21 protein-coding genes are annotated in these 22051 nt (G+C 74.1%); 12 read left to right on the top strand and 9 right to left on the bottom strand.

Features of this window, described 5'->3' with window-relative positions; translation table 11 throughout:
- Nucleotides 1-128: 128 nt before the first annotated feature.
- From DEJ46_RS38950 to DEJ46_RS02230, 4 genes are all read left to right on the top strand, one after another.
- The gene (locus DEJ46_RS38950; RefSeq protein ID WP_190622385.1) at nucleotides 129-845 is read left to right on the top strand and encodes a TetR/AcrR family transcriptional regulator; all 717 of its coding nucleotides are present in this window, start codon (nucleotides 129-131) and stop codon (nucleotides 843-845) included.
- Nucleotides 842-2305, top strand: a complete 1464-nt coding sequence (locus DEJ46_RS02240) for an MFS transporter (RefSeq protein WP_150263903.1) — start codon at nucleotides 842-844, stop codon at nucleotides 2303-2305. The genes DEJ46_RS38950 and DEJ46_RS02240 overlap by 4 nt, the downstream gene beginning before the upstream one ends.
- A gap of 1 nt (nucleotide 2306) precedes the next feature.
- Nucleotides 2307-3503 carry a PP2C family protein-serine/threonine phosphatase gene (locus tag DEJ46_RS02235; RefSeq protein ID WP_150263902.1) on the top strand — a complete coding sequence of 399 codons (1197 nt, stop codon included), beginning with the start codon at nucleotides 2307-2309 and terminating at the stop codon, nucleotides 3501-3503.
- A gap of 195 nt (nucleotides 3504-3698) precedes the next feature.
- Entirely contained in the window at nucleotides 3699-5624 is a 1926-nt protein-coding gene (locus DEJ46_RS02230; RefSeq protein ID WP_223834458.1) for a CocE/NonD family hydrolase, read from the top strand.
- Nucleotides 5625-5787: 163 nt separating this feature from the next.
- Here the strand turns inward: DEJ46_RS02230 and DEJ46_RS02225 are convergent, their stop codons facing one another.
- Both DEJ46_RS02225 and DEJ46_RS02220 read right to left on the bottom strand, forming a co-directional pair.
- Entirely contained in the window at nucleotides 5788-7152 is a 1365-nt protein-coding gene (locus DEJ46_RS02225) for an NtaA/DmoA family FMN-dependent monooxygenase (protein WP_150263900.1), read from the bottom strand.
- Nucleotides 7149-8267: an LLM class flavin-dependent oxidoreductase gene (locus DEJ46_RS02220; RefSeq protein ID WP_150263899.1), complete on the bottom strand. Its 1119-nt coding sequence runs from the start codon at nucleotides 8265-8267 to the stop codon at nucleotides 7149-7151. Before DEJ46_RS02220 ends, DEJ46_RS02225 begins: the two co-directional genes overlap by 4 nt.
- A gap of 530 nt (nucleotides 8268-8797) precedes the next feature.
- On the opposite strand from DEJ46_RS02220, the gene DEJ46_RS02215 reads away from it, so the two are divergent.
- Nucleotides 8798-10012 (top strand): alpha/beta hydrolase family protein, encoded by a 1215-nt coding sequence (locus tag DEJ46_RS02215; protein WP_150263898.1) that lies wholly within the window; start codon nucleotides 8798-8800, stop codon nucleotides 10010-10012.
- A gap of 64 nt (nucleotides 10013-10076) precedes the next feature.
- On the opposite strand, the gene DEJ46_RS02210 is transcribed toward DEJ46_RS02215, so the two are convergent.
- From DEJ46_RS02210 to DEJ46_RS02200, 3 genes are all read right to left on the bottom strand, one after another.
- On the bottom strand, nucleotides 10077-10661 hold the full coding sequence (locus DEJ46_RS02210; protein ID WP_190622383.1) for a nucleosidase: 585 nt from the start codon (nucleotides 10659-10661) through the stop codon (nucleotides 10077-10079).
- A gap of 73 nt (nucleotides 10662-10734) precedes the next feature.
- A complete protein-coding gene (locus tag DEJ46_RS02205; protein WP_150263896.1) occupies nucleotides 10735-12096 on the bottom strand; it encodes a VWA domain-containing protein in 1362 nt (453 codons plus the stop codon).
- Between the two features lie 59 nt (nucleotides 12097-12155).
- Nucleotides 12156-13025: an AAA family ATPase gene (locus tag DEJ46_RS02200; protein ID WP_150263895.1), complete on the bottom strand. Its 870-nt coding sequence runs from the start codon at nucleotides 13023-13025 to the stop codon at nucleotides 12156-12158.
- 183 nt (nucleotides 13026-13208) lie between these two features.
- On the opposite strand from DEJ46_RS02200, the gene DEJ46_RS02195 reads away from it, so the two are divergent.
- Both DEJ46_RS02195 and DEJ46_RS02190 read left to right on the top strand, forming a co-directional pair.
- Nucleotides 13209-14330: a PP2C family protein-serine/threonine phosphatase gene (locus DEJ46_RS02195; protein WP_150263894.1), complete on the top strand. Its 1122-nt coding sequence runs from the start codon at nucleotides 13209-13211 to the stop codon at nucleotides 14328-14330.
- 135 nt (nucleotides 14331-14465) lie between these two features.
- Nucleotides 14466-14831, top strand: a complete 366-nt coding sequence (locus tag DEJ46_RS02190) for a luciferase family protein (protein ID WP_223834457.1) — start codon at nucleotides 14466-14468, stop codon at nucleotides 14829-14831.
- Nucleotides 14832-14862: 31 nt separating this feature from the next.
- On the opposite strand, the gene DEJ46_RS02185 is transcribed toward DEJ46_RS02190, so the two are convergent.
- Nucleotides 14863-15291 carry a PaaI family thioesterase gene (locus DEJ46_RS02185; RefSeq protein ID WP_223835426.1) on the bottom strand — a complete coding sequence of 143 codons (429 nt, stop codon included), beginning with the start codon at nucleotides 15289-15291 and terminating at the stop codon, nucleotides 14863-14865.
- A 163-nt stretch (nucleotides 15292-15454) separates the two neighbouring features.
- Between DEJ46_RS02185 and DEJ46_RS02180 the strand changes: the two genes are divergently transcribed.
- Both DEJ46_RS02180 and DEJ46_RS02175 read left to right on the top strand, forming a co-directional pair.
- Nucleotides 15455-15928: a winged helix-turn-helix transcriptional regulator gene (locus DEJ46_RS02180; RefSeq protein WP_150263893.1), complete on the top strand. Its 474-nt coding sequence runs from the start codon at nucleotides 15455-15457 to the stop codon at nucleotides 15926-15928.
- Between the two features lie 104 nt (nucleotides 15929-16032).
- Nucleotides 16033-16890 (top strand): YhjD/YihY/BrkB family envelope integrity protein, encoded by an 858-nt coding sequence (locus tag DEJ46_RS02175; RefSeq protein WP_150263892.1) that lies wholly within the window; start codon nucleotides 16033-16035, stop codon nucleotides 16888-16890.
- Nucleotides 16891-16893: 3 nt separating this feature from the next.
- On the opposite strand, the gene DEJ46_RS02170 is transcribed toward DEJ46_RS02175, so the two are convergent.
- Both DEJ46_RS02170 and DEJ46_RS02165 read right to left on the bottom strand, forming a co-directional pair.
- On the bottom strand, nucleotides 16894-17733 hold the full coding sequence (locus tag DEJ46_RS02170; protein WP_150263891.1) for an ABC transporter permease subunit: 840 nt from the start codon (nucleotides 17731-17733) through the stop codon (nucleotides 16894-16896).
- A complete protein-coding gene (locus DEJ46_RS02165; RefSeq protein ID WP_150263890.1) occupies nucleotides 17730-18638 on the bottom strand; it encodes an ABC transporter ATP-binding protein in 909 nt (302 codons plus the stop codon). Before DEJ46_RS02165 ends, DEJ46_RS02170 begins: the two co-directional genes overlap by 4 nt.
- Nucleotides 18639-18772: 134 nt before the next feature.
- On the opposite strand from DEJ46_RS02165, the gene DEJ46_RS02160 reads away from it, so the two are divergent.
- The 3 genes from DEJ46_RS02160 to DEJ46_RS02150 all read left to right on the top strand — a co-directional run bounded on the left by DEJ46_RS02160 (nucleotide 18773) and on the right by DEJ46_RS02150 (nucleotide 21396).
- Nucleotides 18773-20071 carry a sensor histidine kinase gene (locus DEJ46_RS02160; protein ID WP_150263889.1) on the top strand — a complete coding sequence of 433 codons (1299 nt, stop codon included), beginning with the start codon at nucleotides 18773-18775 and terminating at the stop codon, nucleotides 20069-20071.
- Nucleotides 20068-20775 carry a response regulator gene (locus DEJ46_RS02155; protein ID WP_150263888.1) on the top strand — a complete coding sequence of 236 codons (708 nt, stop codon included), beginning with the start codon at nucleotides 20068-20070 and terminating at the stop codon, nucleotides 20773-20775. The genes DEJ46_RS02160 and DEJ46_RS02155 overlap by 4 nt, the downstream gene beginning before the upstream one ends.
- A gap of 117 nt (nucleotides 20776-20892) precedes the next feature.
- A complete protein-coding gene (locus DEJ46_RS02150) occupies nucleotides 20893-21396 on the top strand; it encodes an NUDIX domain-containing protein (RefSeq protein ID WP_150263887.1) in 504 nt (167 codons plus the stop codon).
- A gap of 50 nt (nucleotides 21397-21446) precedes the next feature.
- Here the strand turns inward: DEJ46_RS02150 and DEJ46_RS02145 are convergent, their stop codons facing one another.
- Entirely contained in the window at nucleotides 21447-21968 is a 522-nt protein-coding gene (locus tag DEJ46_RS02145) for a hypothetical protein (protein WP_150263886.1), read from the bottom strand.
- Between the last annotated feature and the right edge of the window lie 83 nt (nucleotides 21969-22051).

Here is a 22051-nt window from a genome sequence, read left to right as displayed (position 1 = left end):
GAACCCGGGGGTTCCAGTGTGTCGACGACCGGTTCGCGGGGCTACTCCCCTTCGCTGTCCCTCAGTGTAACCGAACAGCACGTGAGGGCAGGTAGACACTGTCTACTCGATCTTGGTAGACAGTGTCTATGCAGCTCGAGGAGAACGAAGGACACGACGAGCAGGAGGACGGACTGCGCGGACGGCTCGTCCGCGCGGGCGTCGAGCTCGTGAACGCCGAAGGCGCGCAGGCCCTCTCCCTGCGCGAGATCGCCAGAAGGGCCGGTGTGTCCCACGGGGCGCCCCGCCGATACTTCCCGACCCATCTGGACCTGCTGTCGGCCATCGCCCGCCAGGGCTTCCACGAACTGGCCGGCCGCCTCGCCGAGGAGGACCGGGAGGACGCGGGACCACGCGAACGGATCACGATCCTCGCCCGTGTCTACCTCTCGTACGCGGAGACCCGACGCGGCATGTACGAGCTGATGTTCCGCCACGACCTGCTCGACAGCGGCCGGCTCGGGCTGCGCGAGACGAGCCTGCCGCTCTTCGCCCACCTCACGGCGCTCGTCGCCCGCGCCACGGACCCCGGACCGGGCGCGGCCTCGCCCGGCGACACACCCCGGAGCGCCGGCGAGGCGCCGCCCGCCGACGTGCCTCCGCCCGGCGACACGCCTCCGAGTCCAGGCGAGGCGCCGCCCGCCGACGCCGCTCTGCGTGCGGGCGCGCTCTGGGCCAATCTCCACGGCATCGCCCAGCTCTGGCACTGGGGCAGCCTGCGGCTCGCCACCGGCGGCACCGACCCCGCCCCGCTCCTCGCCGCAGTCCTCGACGCCCACCTCGGGCCCGTCGGGGCCGCCCCGTGACCGCCCCGGCCTCGCGTCGTGCCTCCACTCTCGCCTGCAGTGTCGTCGGCGCCGCCGTCGTCGCCCTCGACGGCACCGTCCTCACCGTCGCCCAACCCGCCCTCCAGCGGGATCTGCACGCCGGCGTCGGACAGGTGCAGTGGACGAGCACCGCCTATCTCGTCACCGTCGCGAGCCTCCTCGTCTTCGCCGGCCGGCTCGGCGACCGCTACGGCCACCGCCGGGTCTTCGCCGTCGGCGCCCTGGGCTTCGCCGCCGCCTCCGCCGGCATCGTCCTCGCCCCCGGCATCGGCACCGTGATCGCCCTCCGCGTGCTCCAGGGGGTGTGCGGGGCGCTCCTCCAGCCCGCGACCCTCGGCATGCTGCGCACCGCCTTCCCGCCCGAGCGGCTCGCGACGCCGATCGCCGTGCGCACGGCCGCCATCGGACTCGCCGCGGCGGCGGGCCCGCTCGTCGGCGGGGCGCTGGTCTCCGCGTACGGCTGGCGCGCGGTCTTCCTCCTCGGCGTGCCGCCGACCCTGGCCATCGGGCTGCTCGCACTCGCCGGTCCGGAACGGCGCGCCGACGGCGCAGGGCAGCGCCCTTCCACCGGATTCGCCGCGCTCGACCCGCTCGGTGCCGTCCTGCTCGCCGCGACCCTCGGCCTCCTGGTCCACGGACTCGTCGACGCGCCCCGGCCCGGCGGAAGCGGGACCACCGTGCTCGTGCTCGCCGCGGCCCTGGCCGTCGGGGCCGTGCTCGTCCGGCACGAGCGCCGTGCCCCGCACCCCCTCCTGCCGTCGGAGCTGATGCGGAGTGTGCCCGTCCGTGCCGGACTCGCCGTGCTCCTCGCCGCCTCGGCCGCCCTCTTCGGGACGCTCTTCGTCGCGACGTACTTCCTCCAGGACGTCCAGGGCCTCGACCCCCTCGACTGCGCGCTGCGCTTCCTGCCCCTCGCCCTGCTCATGGTGCTCTGCGCGCCCCTCTGCGCACCGCTCCAGCGCCGCTTCGGACCGCGCCGCACCGCCGCCGTGGGCGCCGGCCTGCTCACGCTCGGCGTCCTGCTGCTCTCCCGGCTCGACGCCACGGCCTCCGCGGCCTCCGTCGGGACCGGCTCGGCCCTCCTCGGCGCGGGCTTCGTCACCCTCATGGTCACCGCGACCTCCGTCGTCGTGCACCGCGCTCCCGAGGCCCACGCGGGCGTCGCCGGCGGCCTCCAGCAGACCGCCATGAACATCGGACCCGCCCTCGGCGTCGCGACCGCGACCCTGCTCATCGCCCTCGTGCCGGACGGCGGGTTCGTCCCGGACCGGGGCGTCGTCCTGCCCGTCCTCGCCGCCGCCGCGGCCCTCGCCCTCCCTGCCGCCCTCGCCCTGCCCGACACCGCGCACCGCCGGGTGAACCAGCGGGGCAAGCGCGAGGGGACACGCCCGGGGCCGACGACACCCGGGACCCGACGGCGATTCTGCGTACGCTCATGAAATGCCCGACGTCGGCCACCAGCGCCCGCCCGGCAAGGCGGAGAGCACACAGTTCAACCTGGGTCGCGCCCTGCCCTTCCTGATCCTCGCCGTGACGGCAGCCGCCGATGTCTTCACCCCCGACCGGGAGCGCTTCGAGCGCCTCCTCGTCGCGGCGCCCGCGCTCGCCGCCGTCACCTGGAGCGTGCGCGGGACCATCGGTATCGGAGTGCTCACCATGGTGGTCCGCGCGCTCCTCCACCTCGGCCGGGACGAGGCCCTCGTCCCCGAACTCCTCGCGAGCGAGGTGGTCCTCGCCCTCGTCACCGCCGCCGCGGCCTGGGTCAGCCGGGTCCGCACCCGCTACGAGCAGGACCTCCGTGAGGTGACCGCCGTCGCCGAGGTCGTCCAGCGGGTCGTCCTGCGCCCGCTGCCCGACCGGCTCGGCCGCTTCGACCTGCACCTGCTGTACGTCGCGGCCGCCGCCAAGGCCCGTATCGGAGGCGACTTCTACGAGGCCGTCAGGGTCCCCGGAGGCGTACGGATCATGCTCGGTGACGTCCAGGGCAAGGGCCTCGGAGCCGTCGAGACCGCCTCCGTCCTGCTCGGCGCCTTCCGGGCCACGGTCAACACGGCCCCGGACCTGGCCGCGCTCGCCGACACGCTCGACGAGGGCCTGACCCGCTACGGCGGCTGGGACCCCGAATCCGATGCCGCCGAACGCTTCGCCACCGTCGTCCTCGTGGAACTCCCCGACGACCGGGACGTCGCCCGGCTCCTCAGCTGCGGCCACCCCGCCCCACTGGTCCAGCGCGGTTCCGAGGTCACTCCGGTCGCCTTCGCCGACCCCTCCCTCCCCGTCAACCTCGCGGGCCTCGCCGAGAACCACCACCGGATCGAGGAGGTGCCCTTCGGCCCGGGGGACCGCATGCTCCTCTACACGGACGGTGTCAGCGAGACCCGCGACCGGGCCGGTACCTTCTACCCGCTGGAGCTACGGCTGCGCGGCTGGGCCCGGGAACCGGACGCCGAGCTGCCCGCCATCCTCCACCGCGATCTCACCGCGTACGGCGTCGACGGCCTCGACGACGACGTCGCCGCGCTCCTCGTCGTCCGCAGGCCCGAACCCGTACGCCCGCCCGAGGCCGTGGGCGGGCCCGGCCCCGCAGGCCGGCCCGGACCCAGCAGGCCGCCCGAGCCCGTCCGGCCCACCGTTTGATCACCCTCCTGACCACTTTCCGCACCGCCGTCGGCGCACTCAAACATCGACTTCGGGGCGGCTTGTGTCGTTCCCGCACGGTTACGCGACACGTGCGCCGTTCGTGCGCTCTGGCCGCTCCGGCCCTCATACGTGAGGCTTGCGACCGTCCGCAGCGCGGACAGTCTGCAGTCCACTCGAGAGGAACGGGTGCACGTGCCCCAGGACAACCCCTTCACCACCGGCTCGTCCGAAGACTTCCCCGGCTTCCCGGACGGCACCGTGGGCCTCACGGCCGCCGACACCGCCCGCATCGCGGGAAGCGGCATCGGCAGCGGGAGCGGCCTCTGGGCCGCCGACGGAACCGTGAACCCCGACGCCGTCCGCCTCGGCCAGACCCTCGCCACCGCACTCCTCGGCGGCGGCACCCCCGGCCTGGCGAGCGCCGACTCGCTGCTCCCGGCCGAACTCGCCGCGCACGTCGAGGAGGTCCGCGGCCTGGCATGGCCCGCGTACCACCGCATCGAGTCCACCGACGGCATCGGGCTCTCCGCCTTCAGCCTCCGGCAGCTCGGCCCGGGCCCGCACCCGCTCGTCGTCGTCCCCGCGGGCTGGACCCCCTTCGGCTGGCCGCTGTTCCTCTGGGCGTACCTCAGCCTGGCGCGCAGGGGCTACCACGTCCTCGCGTACACGCCCCGCGGCCTCGGCTTCCCCGGACTGCCCTCCACCTCCGAAGGCCTCGTCGACGTCGCAGGGCCCCACGACTGGGCCGACGGCTCGGCCGTCATCGACTTCGCGGTGGAGCACCTCGCCCCGAGCACCATCGGATTCCTCGGAGAGTCCTACGGCTCCGGCATCAGCCAGCTCGTCGCCGCCCACGACGGCCGCGTCTCGGCCGTCGTCGCCCTCAGCACCTGGGGCAACCTCGCCACCAGCCTCTACGACAACGAGGTCCGCCACGTCGCTGCCGTGGAGGCGCTGCTCTCGCTCACGGGCGGTCCGGTCGAGGAGAAGTTCGACGAGGACAACCAGCGGATCCTCGCCGACTTCCGGGCCGCCCGGAATCTGGACGAGGTCGTCAAGTGGGGCCGCAAGCGCGCCCCCGAGTCGTATCTGCCCCTCACCAACGAGAACGAGACGCCCACCTTCTTCTCCAACACCTGGCACGAGAGCCTCTTCCCGGTCAACCAGGTCCTGACGACCTTCGAGGGCCTGCGGGTGCCCAAGCGGCTCAACCTCTGGATCGGCGACCACGCCGCCCCCGAGGGCCCGGCGCTCATCGGTACGCAGCCCCGCAAGGCCAACGTCCCCATGGAGGAGGCGTACGCCTGGCTCGACCACCACCTCAAGGGCGAGCACAACGGGGTCGAGGAGTGGGAGAACGTCTCCAGCCAGGTGATGTTCACCTACCTCACCGAACCGGTCCTCGACGGGACCGGCGCACCGACCGGGGAGAACCGGATCGTCGAACCCGCGATCCGCGAGAGCCGGGCCGACTGGAGCGAGGTCACCACCGGCGTCGAGGTGTTCGGTCTGACCGGCGACGGGGCCGGCGGCGCGGACGGCCTGCTCGTCCCGCGCGCCGGCGGGGAGCAGGTCCCGCAGGAGGAGTCCGGCTGGCGGCGCGTGTTCGTCGCGGGCGTCGACACGGAAGCCACCGCCATGGACCTGCCGCTCATGAAGACGGGCCAGGCGGAGTGGGGCGGCAACCCCAAGATCTACGACACCCGCAAGATCGACCGCCGGCACGCCGTGGCCTGGACGACGGAGCCGCTCCGCGCGTCCGAGGGGGAGGGGCGCGCGGCCCGCCGCGTCCGGGGGATCCCGCGCCTGCGCCTCACGGTCCGCTCGACGTCCACGCAGGCCGGGCTCGTCGCCCACCTCCTGGACGTCGCCGAGGACGAGACGGCCCGGATCATCACCCACGAACCGCTCAACGTGTACGGCCTGACGCCCGAACAGGACGCCACCGTGACCTGGCACCTCCAGGCCGCCGCGTACGACATCCCCGACGGCCACCGGCTGATGCTGGTCGTCGACAGCATGGACCCGCTGTACGGCGGGGCCACCGTCACCTGGACGCAGACCGCCTTCGGCTCACCGGAGGGCGAGCCGTCGTTCCTGGAACTGCCCCTCGGCTGAGTCCGGGAGGCCGTACGAACGGGGAGTGCGGGGATACGGGGGAGCGGGGCAGCGGGGTAAGGGGGCAGCGGGGTAAGGGGGAGCGGGGTACGGCGGGGGCGTGGGGTGGGGGAGCGATCGGACGCAGCGCCCCCACCCCACTCCCCCACCCCGCCCCCGCGCGTCACTCCACCGGCGCGAGCCCCAGATGCTCGCGGAGCGTCGTCCCCGTGTACGCGGTCCGGTACACCCCGCGCTCCTGGAGCTCGGGCACGAGCAGGTCCACGATGTCGTCGAGCCCCTCCGGCACCAGGTACGGCGAGACGTTGAAGCCGTCGACCGCGCCGTACCGGACGAACCGCGCGAACTTCTCCGCGAGCCCCGCCGGGGTGCCGACGTGCCCGCGCTGCGGGCCGAGTTCGATCACGGCCTCCCGCAGCGACCAGCCGTTGGCCTCCGCCTTCGCCCGCCACTCGGCGACCGTCGCCAGCGTGTCCCTGAACCTGCTCGACCCGAACTTTCCGGTGTACTCGGCGATCACGGGATCCTCGGCCGGCAGGGGGCCGTCGGCGTCCCGCCCCGACAGGTCGATGTTCCACAGGCGGCCCGCGATGCCGAGGGCCACGGCGGGAGTGACCTGTTCGAGGCGGACCCAGCGGGCCTTCTCCTCCGCCTCCTTCTCCGTCGCGCCGATGATGATCTCCGTACCCGGCAGGATCCGCAGCGCGCCCTCGGGCCGCCCGGCCGCCCGCAGCCGCCGCCGGAGGTCCTCGGCGAAGCCCAGGGCGTCGTCGAAGTCCAGTCCGTGCGCTGAGAAGATCACGTCCGCGTTCCGGGCGCCGAAGTCCCGGCCCTCACCGGAGTCCCCGGCCTGGAAGATCACCGGGTGGCCCTGGGCGCTGCGCGGCAGGGTCGGGGCGAGATCGACGTCGAAGTGCGCCCCGCGCGACCGTACGCGCCCGACCGCCCCCGGCACCGACCAGGAACGCGCGTCGGCGGACGCGGCCACCGCCTCCTCCGACCAGCCGTTCCACACGGCGCGCGCCACGGAGAGGAACTCCTCGGCGCGGGTGTAGCGGTCGGCGTGGTCGAGGAATCCGCCGCGCCGGAAGTTCTCCCCGGTCCAGGCGTTGTGCGTGGTCACCATGTTCCAGCCGGCCCGGCCGCCGGAGAGCAGGTCGAGCCCGGAGAGGCGCCGGGCCAGGTCGGCCGGCTCGTTGTAGGTGGTGTTGGAGGTGGAGACGAGGCCGATGCGGTCGGTTCCGGCGGCGAGTGCCGACAGCTGGGTGATCGAGTCGGGGCGACCGGCGACGTCGAGCTCGTGGATGCCGCCCTCCGACTCGCGCAGCCGCTGCCCGTCGCCGAGGAAGAAGGCGTCGAAGAGGCCGCGCTCGGCGGTCCGCGCCACCCGGAGGAACGAGGCCGGATCGATCTGCGAACCGCTCGACGGGTCCGACCAGATCGTCCAGTGGTTGACGCCCTGGAAGAACACGCCGAAGTGGAGCCGGGCGTCCGGACGGGGGACGTCGGTGGGATCGGTGCGGGTCATCGGGTCTCCTCCCGGACGAGAGTGGTGGCGGTCGCGAACCTGCTCGCGGGCCGGGGGAGGCCCAGGGACGTCCGGAGGGTGGTGCCCGGCAGCGGGCGTGTCGCGAGCCGCCGGACGAACAGCTCGGGCAGGACGAGGCGGGAGAGCACCGACAGGTCCTCGTCGAGGACCAGGGGCAGCAGCCGCACGCCGTCGACGGAGGCGGCGAGCTCCGCCAGGAGGACCACCAGCCCCTCGGCGGAACCGGTGTACCGGAGCCGGCCGGGGCGTTCCTCCCAGGGGGAGTACCGCTCCAGATCGGCGATCCGCTCCCGGGCCGTGTCGCGCGGGGTGTCGAGGGCCACCTCGATCTCGGCGAAGGCCAGCGGCACGCCGGCGGCCTTCGCCGCGTCGCCCGCAGCCCCGGTCTCCTTCGCGGTCGTCCCGCCGACCAGTGCCACATCGGTGAGTTCGGCCGGGACGAGGCCCTGGCGGGCGAGGACCACGGGACGGCCCTGCGGGGGGCGCGGCACGATGGACGGGCCCTTCACCGAGTAGGTCTCGCCGGTGAAGTCGACGGCGTGGAGCCGCTCGCGGTCCAGGTAGCGGCTCGTGGCCACGGACCGGATGACCGCGTTGTCCTCCCACGAGTCCCACAGGTCGCGGACGACCCGCACGCCGTCGCGGGCCTCACGGGCCAGGGCCTCGGGACCCTCGACGAGAGGGCGGCCCCAGGCCCGCGCGGCGGACGGGTCCTCCTCGGCGCCGACCACCCAGCCGGCGCGGCCGGCCGAGACGTGGTCGAGGGAGGACAGCTGCGAGGAGACGTGGAACGGTTCGGCGTAGGTCGTGGCGACGACGGGGGCGACCCCGACGACGCTCGTCGAGGCGGCGACGAAGGCGGCGCGTTCGACCGCGCCGATCCGGCCGACCGGGCCGGCGCCGGAGGCCGGCGGCAGGATCGAGTCGTCCAGGGTGACGAGGGTGAAGCCGGCGTTCTCGGCGGCGGCTGCGGTCCGGGCGAGCCGCCGCGGGGACAGCAGCTCGCCGGGGGCGTGCGCGGCGCGGCGCCAGGCGGCCGGATGGGCACCGTCGCCGTCGAGTTCGACGGCCAGGCGCAGGGCGGGGCGGGGCATGGGAGGAGTCCTTCCGGAAGACGGGAGCGCGCGGCGGGCACGGACTCGGGCGCGCGGAGGCGCGCCGGCGTGCGGCCGGGCGACGGGGCGTCACGGAACGCGCGGACCCACGAGGAGCGGGTTCAGGCGCTGAGGGAAGGACAGATGGCCGAGGAGGTACGGCAGAAGTCGACGTGCCGCCGGCAGACGAGCGGTGCCTCCGGCCGGACGGGCCCGCGCGGCGACGCGTTCATCGCGTGCACGTGCGCCTCCCCCGGCTCCGGTCCCCACGTCCCGGCCGTCCGGGAAGGAACGTCTCACCATAGGCAGGCGGGCTTCCGCGCTGTCAAGGCCGTCCCGGCAGGTGGGAGCGTCAGCACGCCACCGAGGGAGGGGAGTTGGGAGCAGGGCGGACCAGGGCCTGTCCGACGGATCATGGCCGGGGCCCTGATCCGTCGGACAGGCCCTAGCGCGGGTCAGCCGCCGGTCTGACCGGACATGCGCCTGTGGGAGGACGCGCCGCCCCGGCCGCCGCCTCTAGCGTGCGACACATGATCCGATTCACCCGCGCGGCCGCGGCCGCCGCCCTCGCCTGCTCCCTCGCCTTACCCGCGGCCCTCGCCACGGCGGGCCCCTCCGTCGCGGCTCCGGTCACGGCCACCGCCCCGGCCCTCGCCACCGCCCCGGTCCCGGCCGTCGCTCCGGACACCGCACGGCCCGCGCTGCCCGCGCCCACGGGGGCGTACGCCATCGGCCGCGCGGTCCTGCCGCTCGTCGACCGGTCCCGTACCGACCCCTGGGTGCCCACCGCCGCCGGGCGCGAACTGATGGTCACCCTCCACTACCCGGCCGCGCGGCCCGGGGCGGGGCGCCCCGCCCCGTACGCCACCGGCGAGGAGGCACGGCTCCTGATCGAGGCGCTCGGCGTCGGCGACGCCGTCCCGGGCGACGCGCTCGCCCGGATGCGCACCCACGGTGCGACCGACGCCCGGCCCGCCCCCGGCCGCCATCCGCTCGTACTGCTCTCGCCCGGCTTCGGCGCCTCCCGCTGGACGCTCAGCCACCTCGCGGAGGACCTCGCCTCGCGCGGCTACGTCGTCGCCTCCGTCGACCACGCCTACGAGTCGTACGGCATCTCCGTCCCCGGCGGCCGGACCCTCACCTGCGTCGCCTGCACGGCGCTCGACGAGGGAGGCGTCCACGCGAGCGTGGTGACCGCCACCCGCGCCGCCGACATGCGCTTCGTCCTGGACCGGCTCACCGGTCCCCGCCCCGCCTGGCACCACGCCCGCGTCATCGACGCGCGCCGCGTCGGCATGGCGGGCCACTCGATCGGCGGGGCGAGCGCGGCCACCGCCATGGCTGCCGACCCGCGCATCGACGCCGGGATCAACATGGACGGTGCCTTCTGGGAGGACCTGCCGGCGGAGGGCCTGCGCGGCAGGCCGTTCATGATGCTCGGCACCCACGACGGGACGCACCTCCCCGGCGGGCAGGACACCAGCTGGGACCGGGTGTGGCCCACGCTCGACGGCTGGAAGCGGTGGATCACCGTGGCCGGTTCGGAGCACTTCACCTTCTCCGACTACCCGGTGATCCAGGACCGCTTCGGCCTGCCCGGGCCGACGCTGCCCGCCGACCGGGCCGTCGCCGTCACCCGTACGTACGTCGCCGCCTTCTTCGACCGGCACCTGCGGGGCCTCGCACGGCCCGTCCTCGACGGACCGACCCCGGACCACCCGGAGGTCCACTTCCAGCACCGCTGATCATGTACGGGGAGCCGCCGGGGCCGCCTCGGCGGCTCACCGCAAAGGTCGGGGCCTTCGGGCGTCAGACGCGGTACGGGGTGTTCGCCGCCGCCCAGTCCGCCAGCGCCCGCGCGCACTCGGCGACCGACTCGCGCCAGGTGCGGGCCGCGCCGTCGCCGGCCTCGTCGCTGACATGCTTGACCATCCGCAGCGGCACCCCGGCCAGCTGCGCGACCGTGGCCAGCGCGTAGCCCTCCATGTCGACGAGCGCCGCCCGCTCCGCGAGCCGGGCCCGGGAGGCCTCGTCCGCGATGAACGCGTCCCCGGTGGCCAGGACCACGTCACCGCCGTCGGGCAGGGTCAGCGGCTCGCCGTACGTCTCACCGGTCAGCGTGGCCAGGAGCGCGCCGTCGAAGTCGTGCTGGAGGACGGTGCCGACGACGTGCGTCCCCATGAAGCCCGGGCGCAGCGCCCCGGCGGTCCCGAGGTTCACGATCCCGGAGGGCCGCGGCCCCCGGCCGAGCACGGTCGCGAGCGCGCTCGCCGCGTTCACCTTCCCCATGCCGGTCAGCAGCACGGGCAGATCGGTGTCGAGGAACTGCGCCTCCTCCTTCACGGCGACGACGTACAGAGGTCGGCCGGCGACCATGTCTCCCAAAAGTTCCATGGAGGCCACGCTAATCGGCGCCCTTGTACGGGACAACCGGCCCCCGTAGGACCCCCCTACCGGCACACCTCTGTCAGACCGGCAACAGACGGCCGATCAGCGCGCCGAGCTGGCGGGCGTTGCGGCAGGGGCGCATGTCCACGATCTCGGCGTAGGCCGGGGCCTCCGAGTCGCCCGTGCCCCACAGCGAGGGCTGCTCGGGATTGAGCCAGTGGACCCGGCGCGCCCGGTCCGCGACCCGCTTGAGCGCCGCGAGGTTGGGGTCGGCGCGGTTGGTCCGGGCGTCGCCGAGGACGAAGAGCACCGTGCGCGGGCCGACAGCCTCCGCGTACCGGTCGGCGAACTCCCCGAGCGCCGTCCCGTAGTCGCTCTGCCCGTGCCAGCCGGTCAGCTCCGCCTCCGCGAGGATGCGGTCGCCGAGCCCCGCCGGGTCCGCCGCGCCCCGGGCGATCAGCCCGGTCACCTCGTCGACCCGATTGACGAAGGCGAAGACCCGTACCCGGCTGAACTGGTCGTGCAGGGCCTGCACCAGCAGCATCGTGAACTGCGCGAAACCGGCCACCGACCCCGACACGTCACAGAGCAGCACCAACTCCGGCCGCCCCGGCCGGCGCCGCCGCAGCACCGGACGGACCGGGACGCCCCCGGTCGACAACGAGCGGCGCAGCGTCCGCCGCAGGTCGATCTCGCCGCGCGCCGCCCGGCGCCGGCGGGCCGCCAGCCGGGTGGCCAGCTTCCGCGCCAGCGGCCGTACCGTGCGCCGCAGATCGTCCAGCTGCGCCCGCCCGGCGAGCAGGAAGTCCACCCCGTCCGCCGTCCCCGCGACCGCCCGCCGCGCCACCCGGTCGCGGCCCTGACGCTCGGCGACCCGCCGCCGCGCCTCCGTCCGGACCCGCTCGCGGAAGGCCTCGATCCGGCGCCGGATCTCGTCGTCGAGCAGCCGGTCGGCGAACTCGGGCTCCTCGCTCCGCAGCGCCTCCCGCACCCGCGCGAGGAGCGTCTCGGGGCGCAGGCGGGAGAGTGTCCGGTACGAGGACCAGCCGTCCGTCTCCGGGCCGGAGCCGTAGCCGCCGAACCCGCCCACCGCCTCGGCGGCCAGCAGCGCGAGGGCGGCCCCGTCGTCGGCGGTGAGAGCTGCCGCCAGCCGCTCCCGCAGCTCGGCGAGCCCGGCCGCCGTGCCGTCGGGCGCCGTCCGATCGCCGCTGCTGTCGCCGTCGCCGTCGCCGCCGAGCGGGAAGTACAGGTCGAAGACCCGGTCGAAGACGGGCCGCTGCCGCTCCCCGTGGAGCAGCGTCGCCGCCAGCGCCTCCCGCACCCGCTCGCGGTCCGTGAACCCGACCGCCTCAAGGGCGTGCCCCGCGTCCACGGTCTCGCCCGTCCCGATCCCGAAGGCGTGGTCGCGCAGCGCCGCCACCAGACCGGTGAGCCGCTCCACCGTCCCATCCGGAGGCCTCGTGCCGGCCGAAGGCGGCGGCCCGGCCGCTTCCGTCGGGCTCACACCGCGTCCAGGTCGAGCTTGGCCGCGGCCCGCACGATGTCCTCCTGGTGCTTGAGGAGCACCCCCAGGCTGTCCCGTACGACCCCCTCGTCCAGCCGGTCCGCGCCGAGCGCCAGCAGGGTGCGCGCCCAGTCGATCGTCTCGGACACGGACGGCGCCTTGCGCAGGTCCATGGCCCGCAGCGCCCCCACGACGCGGACCACAGACGCGGCGAGCGCGGCGTCGAGCCCGGGCACCCTGCGCGTCACGATCCGGCGCTCCAGCTCCTCCTCGGGGAAGCCGATGTGCAGGAAGAGGCACCGCCGGCGCAGTGCCTCGGAGAGTTCCCGGGACGCGTTCGAGGTGAGGACCACGAAGGGCCGCCGCGTCGCCGCGATCGTCCCGAGCTCGGGAACGGTCACCTGGAAGTCGCTGAGCACCTCCAGGAGCAGGCCCTCGACCTCGATGTCGGCCTTGTCGGTCTCGTCGACGAGGAGGACGGTCGGCTCCTCGGACCTGATGGCGGTGAGCAGCGGGCGGGCCAGCAGGAACTCCTCGGAGAAGATGTCCGTGCGGGTCTCGTCCCAGGACTCGCCTCGGCCGGCCGTGATCCGCAGCAGCTGCTTGGCGTGGTTCCACTCGTACAGGGCCCGGGACTCGTCGACGCCCTCGTAGCACTGGAGCCTGACGAGCCGGGCGCCCGTCACCTCCGTGACCGCCTTGGCCAGCTCCGTCTTGCCGACCCCGGCGGGTCCCTCGACCAGGAGCGGCTTCCCGAGCCGGTCGGCGAGGAAGACGGTGGTGGCGACGGCCCGCGACGCCAGGTAACCGGTCGCGGCGAGCCGCTCGGCGACATCGTCCACGGAGCTGAAGAATCCGGTCGTCATGCCTGTCCCCCCGGGGAGCGAAAACCTTACCGGCCAGTAGCCTCAGGGGTACTTGATCAGATCCGGCAGCACCGCACAACCGTTCCGCGCGAGGTCCGTGCCCGCGCGCGGGCCGCGACCCGCTGGTGCAATGGGGGGGGACCGGGCGCACCGCCCGGAGAGCCGCGCGGCGGTGGAGGTGTCGTGGCGGAACGGGACGAGGCCCTCCTGGCCAGGGTGCGGGCCATGGAGCGGGCGATCGGCGAGATCGGCACGACGCTCGACGAGACGAACACCTGCCGTGAACTCGCCGCCTTCCTCGTGCGCCGGCTCGGCGGCTCGGTGGTGGTCGAGCTCGCCGCCGAGCACGGCGGCCCACCGCGCCGCGCCGCGACGGCGCGCATCTCCTCGGAGCCTCACCCGTCGGGGCGGACCCTCCCCGCCGCGCTGACCGCCGCACTCGCCGTCGCCGAGGACGAGACGCCCTTCGGGACGGTCACCGCCACCCGTGTCGACGGCGTCCCCTTCACCGCCGAGGAGGCCGCCACCGTCCATCACGCCGCGCGGCTCGCCGCCCGGCACATCGGCCACGCCCGCCGCCTCGCCGCCACCGAGGACACCGCCCTCCACCTCCAGCGCGCCCTGGTCGCCGAGCCGGGCCGGCCGCACCCCAACCTGGAGATCGCGGGCGGCTACCTGCCCGCAGGGGTCCGCACCCTCGTCGGCGGCGACTGGTTCGAGACCGTACGGCTCCACTTCGGCCGCACCCTCCTCGTCGTCGGCGACGTGATGGGGCACGGTCTGGACGCGGCCGTCGACATGAACGCCTACCGGACGGCGCTCCGCGAGGTCGCAGGCACCGACCTGCCGCCGCACCGGGTCCTGCGCCACCTCGACTCCGTGGTCGCCGAGGACGACGCGCGCCGCCCCGCGACCTGCCTGCTCGTCCGGGTCGATCCGGCGCGCGGGACCGCGACCTTCGCCAACGCGGGACACCTGCCGCCCGCCGTGTTCGGCGCGGACGGCTCGGCGGCGCTGGTCGACCTCCCGGTGGGCCCGCCGCTCGGCACCGGCGTCGGCGGCTACGAGCCCACCACCCGCCCGCTCACACCTGCCGAGACGCTGCTGCTCTTCACCGACGGCCTCGTCGAGCGCCGGGGCGAGGACATCGACATGTCGCTGGCCCGCCTCGCCGCGCTCCGCCTCCCGCCGGACCCCGGTCCCCACCAGGTCGTCGACGAGGTGCTCCGCCGCCTCGGCGCCCACCGCGCCGAGGACGACGTGGCCGTCCTGGCGGCCCGCGTCCGCGCCCGCCCGACGGCGTGACGCCGCACCACTCCCGGCCCTCGCGCCTCGTGACACACGGTCACTTCGCCAAGTTCATGGCTTGTTTCGCAACTGCGCGGGATTCTTTCGCCAGGACGCTTGTGCGCGGCCCCGCGGCCCGGCACGCTCCTCGGTATGAACACGGCAAGGCATGCCAGTGAACGTCTGATGAGCTGGCCCTCGCTGACCCCCGGCCGCACCCATTGCGGTGCCGAGCTCGGCCTGGGCACCGCGACACAGGAGATCGTGCACTTCCACGGGGAGCACGAGGCCGACGTCCATCTCACCAGGGCCATGGTCGCGAAGCTGCGCCCGGCGCTCCTGGGGTCGAGCGCGGTCCGCCTGCGTGCCGGGTCCGGCTGGGTGACGGTCCGTCTGGACATGGGCTCGGACATCGACCTGCTCGCCACGCTGGTGAGCGCGGCGCTCCAGGCCAACGGCGTCCCCGACATCGCCCCGGACGGCTGCACCCGCACCATCCCGGTCCCCGGCTCCCGCTGAACCCCGCCGACCGGGGCCTGTCCGGCAGGCCTTACGCGGGCATGGGGAACAGCATGCAGGTGCTGGTCGCGTGCGCGAGCAGACGGTCCTCCGCGTCGTACAGGCCGGCCTCGGCCAGCGCGGTGCGGCGGCCCCGCGACAGCACGGTCCCGATCGCCCGCACCTTGCCGGTGTCCATCGTGATGGGCCGGAGGAAGCGGGTCGACAGATCGAGCGAGGTGTACGCCGTGCCCTGGGGGAGCGTCGAGTGCACGGCGCAGCCGGCGGCCGAGTCGAGCAGGGTCGCGTACACCCCGCCGTGGACGCTGCCGATCGGGTTGTAGTGCTCCTCGCCCGGCTCGAAGGCGAAGACGGCCCGGCCGTCCTCGACCTCCTCGAGGCCGAAGCCGAGCAGCGCGGCGATCGGGGGGCCGGGCAGCCGTCCGGCCACCATCTCGCGCAGGAAGTCGAGCCCCGCCATCGTCTTCGCGGCCCGGGCACTGGCCCCGGCGTCCTGCCACTCGACCGTCCGTGACCGCACCGTCACCACTCCGCTCCCACTCGCCCGGCTGACTCTGTACGGCGAAGCTAGCTCTCCCGTCAGCTGACTGTCAACGGAGCAGTCAGGTGGCTACAGTGTGACGATGAAGTGGCTGGAGACGGACACCGAGAACTGCTCGGTCCGCCGCACCCTCGACCTCGTCGGCGAGAAATGGAGCCTGCTCATCCTGCGGGACGCCTTCAACGGGCTCCGCCGCTACGACGAGTTCCGGCGCCACCTCGGTCTCTCCGAGGCCGTCCTCGCCGACCGCCTCCGCAAGCTCGTCGCGGCCGGCGTCCTGCGCGCCGAGCCCTACCGCGAACCGGGCGCCCGCACCCGGTACGAGTACCGGCTCACCCCCAAGGGCGTCGACCTCTGGCCCGTACTCCTCGCCCTGAAGCAGTGGGGCGACACGTACGCGGGCGATCCCGAGGGAGCCGTGCTCGACATCCGGCACACCGACTGCGGGGCACCGGTCCGTGTGGTCGTCCAGTGCGAGGGCGAGGAGCAGGCCACCCTCGCACCCCGGGACGTCACCGTCCGGCCGGGTCCCGGAGCCCGCCCCCTCACCCGCTGACGGGCTGCTGACTCCGTCCACCGGGCCGCGCCACCACGACGAGCGGCACCCGTTCGGCCTCACGTCGGAGGTGTCCGGGCCTCGGGGCGGGTACCCCACGAACCATGCCCTCCACTCCCGGTCCGCCGGACGACGGTTCCCCCGCCGAGCACGGTCACTGGTTTCACCGCCTCCACACGCGAGTGCTCGCCTCATCGGTCGGCCTCGCCTGGAACCGCGGGCGCGCGATGGAACTCATGCACCGCGCCATGGGCTTCGCGGCACTCAGCCTGCTCACCCTCGTGCCGCTGCTCATCGTCGTCGCGGCGGCCGACCTCGCCAGCGGCCAGGGCTTCGCCCGCTGGCTCGTCCAGGGCCTCGGCGTCTCCGATGTCTCGGAGGAGGAGGTCGAGCGGCTCTTCGGCCAGCCCGGGCAGGCCCTCCAGCGCACCACCGCCTTCGGTCTCGCCGCGCTCGCCGCGTTCGGCGTCACCTTCGGGTCCGCCGTCCAGACCGGTTACGAGCGGGCCTGGGACCTCCCCACCGCCCGCTGGCACACCATGTGGCGGCACGTCGTGTGGCTCGCCGTCCTCGTCGCGTCCCTGCTCCTCTTCGTCGCCTTCCCCGCGCCGGACGACGCCCCGGCCCGCATCACCACCGTCGTCGCCCTCGGTGATCTCCTCGGCACCTTCCTCTTCTTCTGGTGGTCGCAGCGCTTCCTCCTCTGCGGCCGCATCCGCTGGCGCGCCCTCGCCCCCGGCGCCGCCCTCACCGCGCTCGGTCTCCTCGGGCTGCGGATCTTCTCCCAGCTCGTCTTCTCCCCGCTCATCGCCTCCAACGCCGTCACCTACGGCCAGTTCGGCACCGTCCTCGTCCTGCAGTCCTGGCTCGTCGGCGTCGGCTTCGTCGTGTACGGAGGCGCCCTCACCGGGCGCCTCGTCCACGAGCACCTCGTCCGCCGCCGGTTGCGGCGGCCCCTCTGACCCCTACTGGTCCCGGCGCCGCACCGCCAGCACCGTCACCACGGCCGCGCCGAGCGCCCACAGCCCGTACACCAGCCACGCGGCGCCGGTCGTCCACGGGTACGGGTCCTCGCCCAGCCCCACCGGCACCTGCCGCCGCCACGCGTGCAGCGGCGTCGTGTGGGCCAGCACCGCCGTGAGGTGCCGCTGGTCCGAAAGCGCCGACGGCAGCAGCAGGAGCACCACCACCGAGCCGACGATCGAGATCGCGCTCTTCCGCAGCAGCGCGCCGATCGCCATACCCGCCAGCGCGCAGACCGGAGCGAGGAGCGCGGACGCGACGACGATCCGCAGTGCCCCCGGATGCGTGATCGGCAGGCCGATGTCCCGCGCCGACAGCATCGCCTGCGTCGACCAGAACGAACCGGCCGCGACCGCCACCCCGAACACGGTCTGCACGACCGCCACGACCAGCACCTTCGCCGCCATCACCGAGCCCCTGGCCGGCACCGCCGCGAAGGTCGTCCGGATCAGCCCGCTGGAGTACTCGCCGACCACCGCCACCGCCCCCATCGCGCCGGCGCAGAGGATCAGCACCATCGACGCGTTCCCCGTGAAGGCGTCCCAGAGCCCCATCTCGTTCGCCTTGAAGTCGGCCCGGCTCTGCCCGTCGTACTGGAACCAGTAGCGGTAGTGGTCCCAGGCGGTCCCGAAGTTGAAGCCGACCACGGCCAGCGCGCTCAACAGCAGCGCCCAGCCCGTCGACCGCAGCGACCACAGCTTCAGCCACTCCGACGCGACCAGGTCGCGGAAACGGGCACGGGGCTCCACGACGGAAGCCGCACGAAGGTCGAGAGTGGTCATCGGGCGTCTCCAGCCAGGTATTCGACACGGTCGGCGGTCAGTTCCATGAACGCCTCCTCAAGGGAGGCGGTACGGGTGGTCAGCTGGTCCAGCAGCACCCGGTGCTCCAGCGCGAGCTCGCCGATCCGGGCCGCGGAGAGCCCCGTGACCGTCAGCAGCCTGCCGTCCCGCGCCACCTCCGCCCCCTCCGCGAGCAGCAGCGGCGTCAGCACCGGCGCATCGGGCGTTCCGACCGTCACGCTCAGCCGGGCCCCTCGGGCGGCGAACTCCGACAGGCTCTCCGCCGCGATCAGCTCACCCCGGCCGATGACGACCAGCTCGTCCGCCGTGTGCTCCATCTCCGTCATCAGATGGCTGGAGACGAAGACCGTGCGGCCCTCCGCCGCGAGGCGCCGGAACAGCCCCCGCACCCACTTCACGCCCTCCGGGTCCAGCCCGTTGAGCGGCTCGTCGAACAGCAGCACCGGCGGGTCGCCGAGCAGCGCGCCCGCGATCCCGAGCCGCTGCCGCATCCCGAGCGAGTACCCGCCGATCCGGCGCCGGGCCGCCCCCGCGAGACCGACCTCCTCCAGCACCTCGTCGACCCGGGAGAGCGGGATGCGGTTGCCGCGCGCGAGGACCGCCAGATGCGCCCGTGCGGTCCGCCCGTCGTGCACGTCCCCGGCGTCGAGGAGCGCGCCGACGTGCCGGAGGCCGCGCGGCCGGTCCGTGAAGGGCCGCCCGTCGACCTTCACCGAGCCGCTCGTCGGCGTGTGCAGCCCCAGGACCATCCGCAGGGTCGTGCTCTTCCCTGATCCGTTGGGCCCGAGGAATCCGGTCACGAGCCCCGGCCGGACGGTGAACGTGAGCGCGTCGACGGCGGTCGTGGAGCCGTAGCGTTTGGTGAGTTCCCTGACTTCGATCATGTGCACCACCGTGCCGCCCGGGCCCCTCCCGGGGCATCGGACCAGCACGGACAATCGGCGGCCGGCACTGTCACCCGTGGTCGTACACCTCCGGTCCGATGCGCCGGCCGAGGGAGCCCTTCTAAGATCACCGCATGTCCGCCACCCCGTCAGCGCCGTTCCTCAAGAGGGCCACGCCGGGCGGCTGGGCCGCACTCGCCTGGCTCGCGGGCCTGCTCTTCACCGGTCTCCTGCGGCTCCGGCTGCCGGGCCAGAGCGCGGCGGACGTCATGCCCGGCGTGATCCTGCTGCGCTGGGACGGCGTCACCATGCTGCTCGTCGCCACCGGCCTCGCGCTGCGGGGCAGCGCCCTCCTGACCCGCCGTCCGGCCGCCGCGCTCCGGTTCCTCCTCGTCGCCGCGGTCGTCGCCTGCACCCCGCTCGGCGTCGACGCCATCCCGTTCGCCCAGTACCTCGCCGTCGACGTCGCCCTGTACGTCATCGCCGTCGTCCGGCCGCCCCGGGAGGCCGTCCGGGCGCTTCTCCTCGCCCTCGGAGTCCTCGCCGGCTACCTGGCCGTCCGGCTGCTCCGCGGCTGGACCGTCGGCACCACCACCGAACTCGCCGTGGCCCTGATCGCCGTCGTCGCCTGGCTCCTCGGCCGTTCCGAGCACCAGAGCCGTACCTACGCGGAACGCAGCCGGGCCCAGGCCGCCGCGCAGGCCGTCACCGCCGAACGGCTGCGCATCGCCCGTGAGATGCACGACACGGTCGCGCACAGCATCGGCATCGTCGCCCTCCAGGCGGGCGCGGCCCGGCGCGTCATCGACACGCAGCCCGAGGGAGCGCGGCAGGCCCTCGCGGAGATCGAGACGGCGAGCCGCGAGACCCTGGCGGGACTGCGCCGCATGCTCGGCGCCCTGCGTACCGAGGAGGCGCCCGCCGCCCCCGACCCGTACACCGCCCCCGACCCGTACACCGCCCCCGCCGAGACGACACCGGTCCTCCCCGGGACGGCCTCCGCCCTCCCCGAGATGTCCGGTCTCTCCGCGCTCGACCGGCTCGCCGAGGTCACCGGGGCCGCCGGGGTCCGCGTCACCGTCCGCCGGATCGGCGCCCCTTGCCGCCTGCCCCCGGACATCGACCTCTCCGCCTTCCGGCTCGTCCAGGAGTCCGTCACCAACGTCGTGCGCCACTCCGGCGCCGACACCTGCACGGTGACCGTCGACCACCGGGACCCCGTCGTCGTCGCCGTCACCGTCGAGGACCGCGGTCCGACCGCCGGCCGGGAGCGCGAACGCCCCGGCGGTGGTTCCGGTTACGGCCTCGCGGGCATGCGCGAGCGCGTCGCCCTGCTGCACGGGGAGTTCACCGCGGGCCCCCGCCCCGGCGGCGGCTTCCGCGTCACCGCCCGACTTCCCCTCCCCACAGGCACAGGAGCCGCTGCCCGATGACCGACCCCACCGCCGAGCAGCACACTGCCGTGGCCGTCGACACCGGCGTCGTCCGTGTCGTCCTCGCCGACGACCAGCCCCTCGTCCGCACCGCGCTCCGGATGGTCATGACGGACACCCCCGACCTCGTCGTGGTCGGCGAGGCCGCGAACGGCGCCGAGGCCGTCCGTCTCGCCGAGGAGACCGGAGCCGACGTCGTCGTGATGGACCTGCGGATGCCCGGCACCGACGGCATCGAGGCGACCCGCCTCGTCACCTCGGGCCCCACCGGCGCCCGGGTCGTCGTCCTCACCACCTTCGACGACGACGACCACGTGTACGGGGCACTGCACGCCGGAGCCTCCGGCTTCCTCGTCAAGGACATGGCCCTCGACGACATCCTCGCCGCCGTCAGGGTCGTCGCCTCGGGCGACGCCCTCATCGCACCGGGCGTCACCCGCCGTCTCATCAAGGAGTTCACCGACCGCCCGCGACGGCCGTCCGCTCAGCCCCGCCGTGGCACCGAGGGCATCACCGACCGCGAACGCGAGGTGCTCACCCTCGTCGGCCGCGGCCTCTCCAACACGGAGATCGCCGCCGAGCTCCACATCAGCATCGCCACCGCGAAGACCTACCTCACGCGCCTGCTCGCCAAGCTCGACGCCCGCGACCGTGTGCAGCTGGTCATCATCGCGTACGAGTCGGGTCTCGTCTCCGCTGCCTGACCGGCCGCCGGACGCGGTGATCACACGATCCGGTGATCTCCCCGCCACGGGCCGGACAGCGGCCGACGGGCCGATTGGATGGAGGAGTCCCACCGGCCCGTCGAAAGAGAGCCGCCCATGGCGAACATCTGGCTGCCGCCCGTCGAGTACGTCGCGACCCTGCCGAGAGCGACGGCGTACGCATGCCTGTACTTCACCGACACGGGCGGCCGCCCGTTCCAGCTCCGCGCCTCCTACCGCACCGAGTTGTGGCAGTGGCCCGGCGGCAACATGGACCCGGGGGAGACCCCCTGGGAGACGGCCCTGCGCGAGTGCCGGGAGGAGACCGGACTCGTCTTCACGGGGCAGCCGCGTCTCCTCGGCACCCACTTCGTGACCGACCGCGGCGAGGAGTGGCCGGCCAACCACATCGGCTTCATCTTCGACGGCGGCGAGCTGACGGACGAGCAGATCGCCGCCGTCGTCCTCGACCCCGACGAGCACAGCGAGTACAGCGTGCGCAGCCTCGCGGAGTGGGAGCGCGAGATGAACCCCCGCGAGTTCACCCGCCTCGCCGAGATCGACCGGGCCCGCAGGACCGGATCGACCGTGTACGTGGAGACCGGCGCAGCCGGGGAGTGACGAGGAGTGGGGCCGTCCGCCCGGACGGCCCCACCCGTACCCGTGTCCGGTCAGACGCGGCAGCCGACCGGGTGGGCGACGTCGATCACGAGGCGCTCCGGGGAGTGCAGCGTGAAGGTCTTGAAGGCGGGCTTGGTGTCGAAGGCGGCCCCGATCGTGACCACACCCTCGAAGTCGCCGGTGAGAGCGAGCCCCTTGAGGGTCGGGAGATAGATCTTCAGCAGCCGGGGGCCCTCGTAGACATTCCTTCCGTTGTCGTCGTGGGCGGCGGCGGGGGAGAGGCCGATCTCCAGGAAGTACTTCCCCGCCAGAGGTACTTTCTGCCCCGAGCCGTCGTAGTGCAGTGCGCTCGCCTGCCGGACGGTGACCGGGGGCACGGCGCCCCGTATGTCGATGACGATCCGGTCGAAGCCGGCGTGTCCGCCCCAGCGGGCGTCGACGACCTGGGCCATGGCCGGTGGCGCCGAAGCGCGGGACGGGGAATCGGAAGCGCCTGCCGGGATCGTGGCGCCGATCCCGGCGGTCAGGAGGATCCCTGCGGCGACGGCCGCGAGAGTGTGACGGTGATGCATGACGTCCCCCAATTTCTCCTGCTCCGGGGACAGTGGTGTCACTGAGAGAGACACCCACCCACAACCATACGGTTCCACCTGGT

Origin of the sequence: Streptomyces venezuelae, from assembly GCF_008642375.1 — a bacterium.
Taxonomy (GTDB): Bacteria; Actinomycetota; Actinomycetes; order Streptomycetales; family Streptomycetaceae; genus Streptomyces; species Streptomyces venezuelae_G.
This window is presented reverse-complemented; position numbering and strand designations above follow the sequence as displayed.

What these genes read in the sequence shown, in the direction of transcription:
- DEJ46_RS38950 (WP_190622385.1), top strand. Translation starts at nt 129, where the DNA reads ATGCAGCTCGAGGAGAACGAAGGACACGACGAGCAGGAGGACGGACTG.
- DEJ46_RS02235 (WP_150263902.1), top strand. Translation starts at nt 2,307, where the DNA reads ATGCCCGACGTCGGCCACCAGCGCCCGCCCGGCAAGGCGGAGAGCACA.
- DEJ46_RS02225 (WP_150263900.1), bottom strand. Translation starts at nt 7,152, where the DNA reads ATGACCCGCACCGATCCCACCGACGTCCCCCGTCCGGACGCCCGGCTC.
- DEJ46_RS02220 (WP_150263899.1), bottom strand. Translation starts at nt 8,267, where the DNA reads ATGCCCCGCCCCGCCCTGCGCCTGGCCGTCGAACTCGACGGCGACGGT.
- DEJ46_RS02215 (WP_150263898.1), top strand. Translation starts at nt 8,798, where the DNA reads ATGATCCGATTCACCCGCGCGGCCGCGGCCGCCGCCCTCGCCTGCTCC.
- DEJ46_RS02210 (WP_190622383.1), bottom strand. Translation starts at nt 10,661, where the DNA reads ATGGAACTTTTGGGAGACATGGTCGCCGGCCGACCTCTGTACGTCGTC.
- DEJ46_RS02200 (WP_150263895.1), bottom strand. Translation starts at nt 13,025, where the DNA reads ATGACGACCGGATTCTTCAGCTCCGTGGACGATGTCGCCGAGCGGCTC.
- DEJ46_RS02190 (WP_223834457.1), top strand. Translation starts at nt 14,466, where the DNA reads ATGAACACGGCAAGGCATGCCAGTGAACGTCTGATGAGCTGGCCCTCG.
- DEJ46_RS02185 (WP_223835426.1), bottom strand. Translation starts at nt 15,291, where the DNA reads ATGGCGGGGCTCGACTTCCTGCGCGAGATGGTGGCCGGACGGCTGCCC.
- DEJ46_RS02180 (WP_150263893.1), top strand. Translation starts at nt 15,455, where the DNA reads ATGAAGTGGCTGGAGACGGACACCGAGAACTGCTCGGTCCGCCGCACC.
- DEJ46_RS02175 (WP_150263892.1), top strand. Translation starts at nt 16,033, where the DNA reads ATGCCCTCCACTCCCGGTCCGCCGGACGACGGTTCCCCCGCCGAGCAC.
- DEJ46_RS02170 (WP_150263891.1), bottom strand. Translation starts at nt 17,733, where the DNA reads ATGACCACTCTCGACCTTCGTGCGGCTTCCGTCGTGGAGCCCCGTGCC.
- DEJ46_RS02165 (WP_150263890.1), bottom strand. Translation starts at nt 18,638, where the DNA reads ATGATCGAAGTCAGGGAACTCACCAAACGCTACGGCTCCACGACCGCC.
- DEJ46_RS02160 (WP_150263889.1), top strand. Translation starts at nt 18,773, where the DNA reads ATGTCCGCCACCCCGTCAGCGCCGTTCCTCAAGAGGGCCACGCCGGGC.
- DEJ46_RS02155 (WP_150263888.1), top strand. Translation starts at nt 20,068, where the DNA reads ATGACCGACCCCACCGCCGAGCAGCACACTGCCGTGGCCGTCGACACC.
- DEJ46_RS02150 (WP_150263887.1), top strand. Translation starts at nt 20,893, where the DNA reads ATGGCGAACATCTGGCTGCCGCCCGTCGAGTACGTCGCGACCCTGCCG.
- DEJ46_RS02145 (WP_150263886.1), bottom strand. Translation starts at nt 21,968, where the DNA reads ATGCATCACCGTCACACTCTCGCGGCCGTCGCCGCAGGGATCCTCCTG.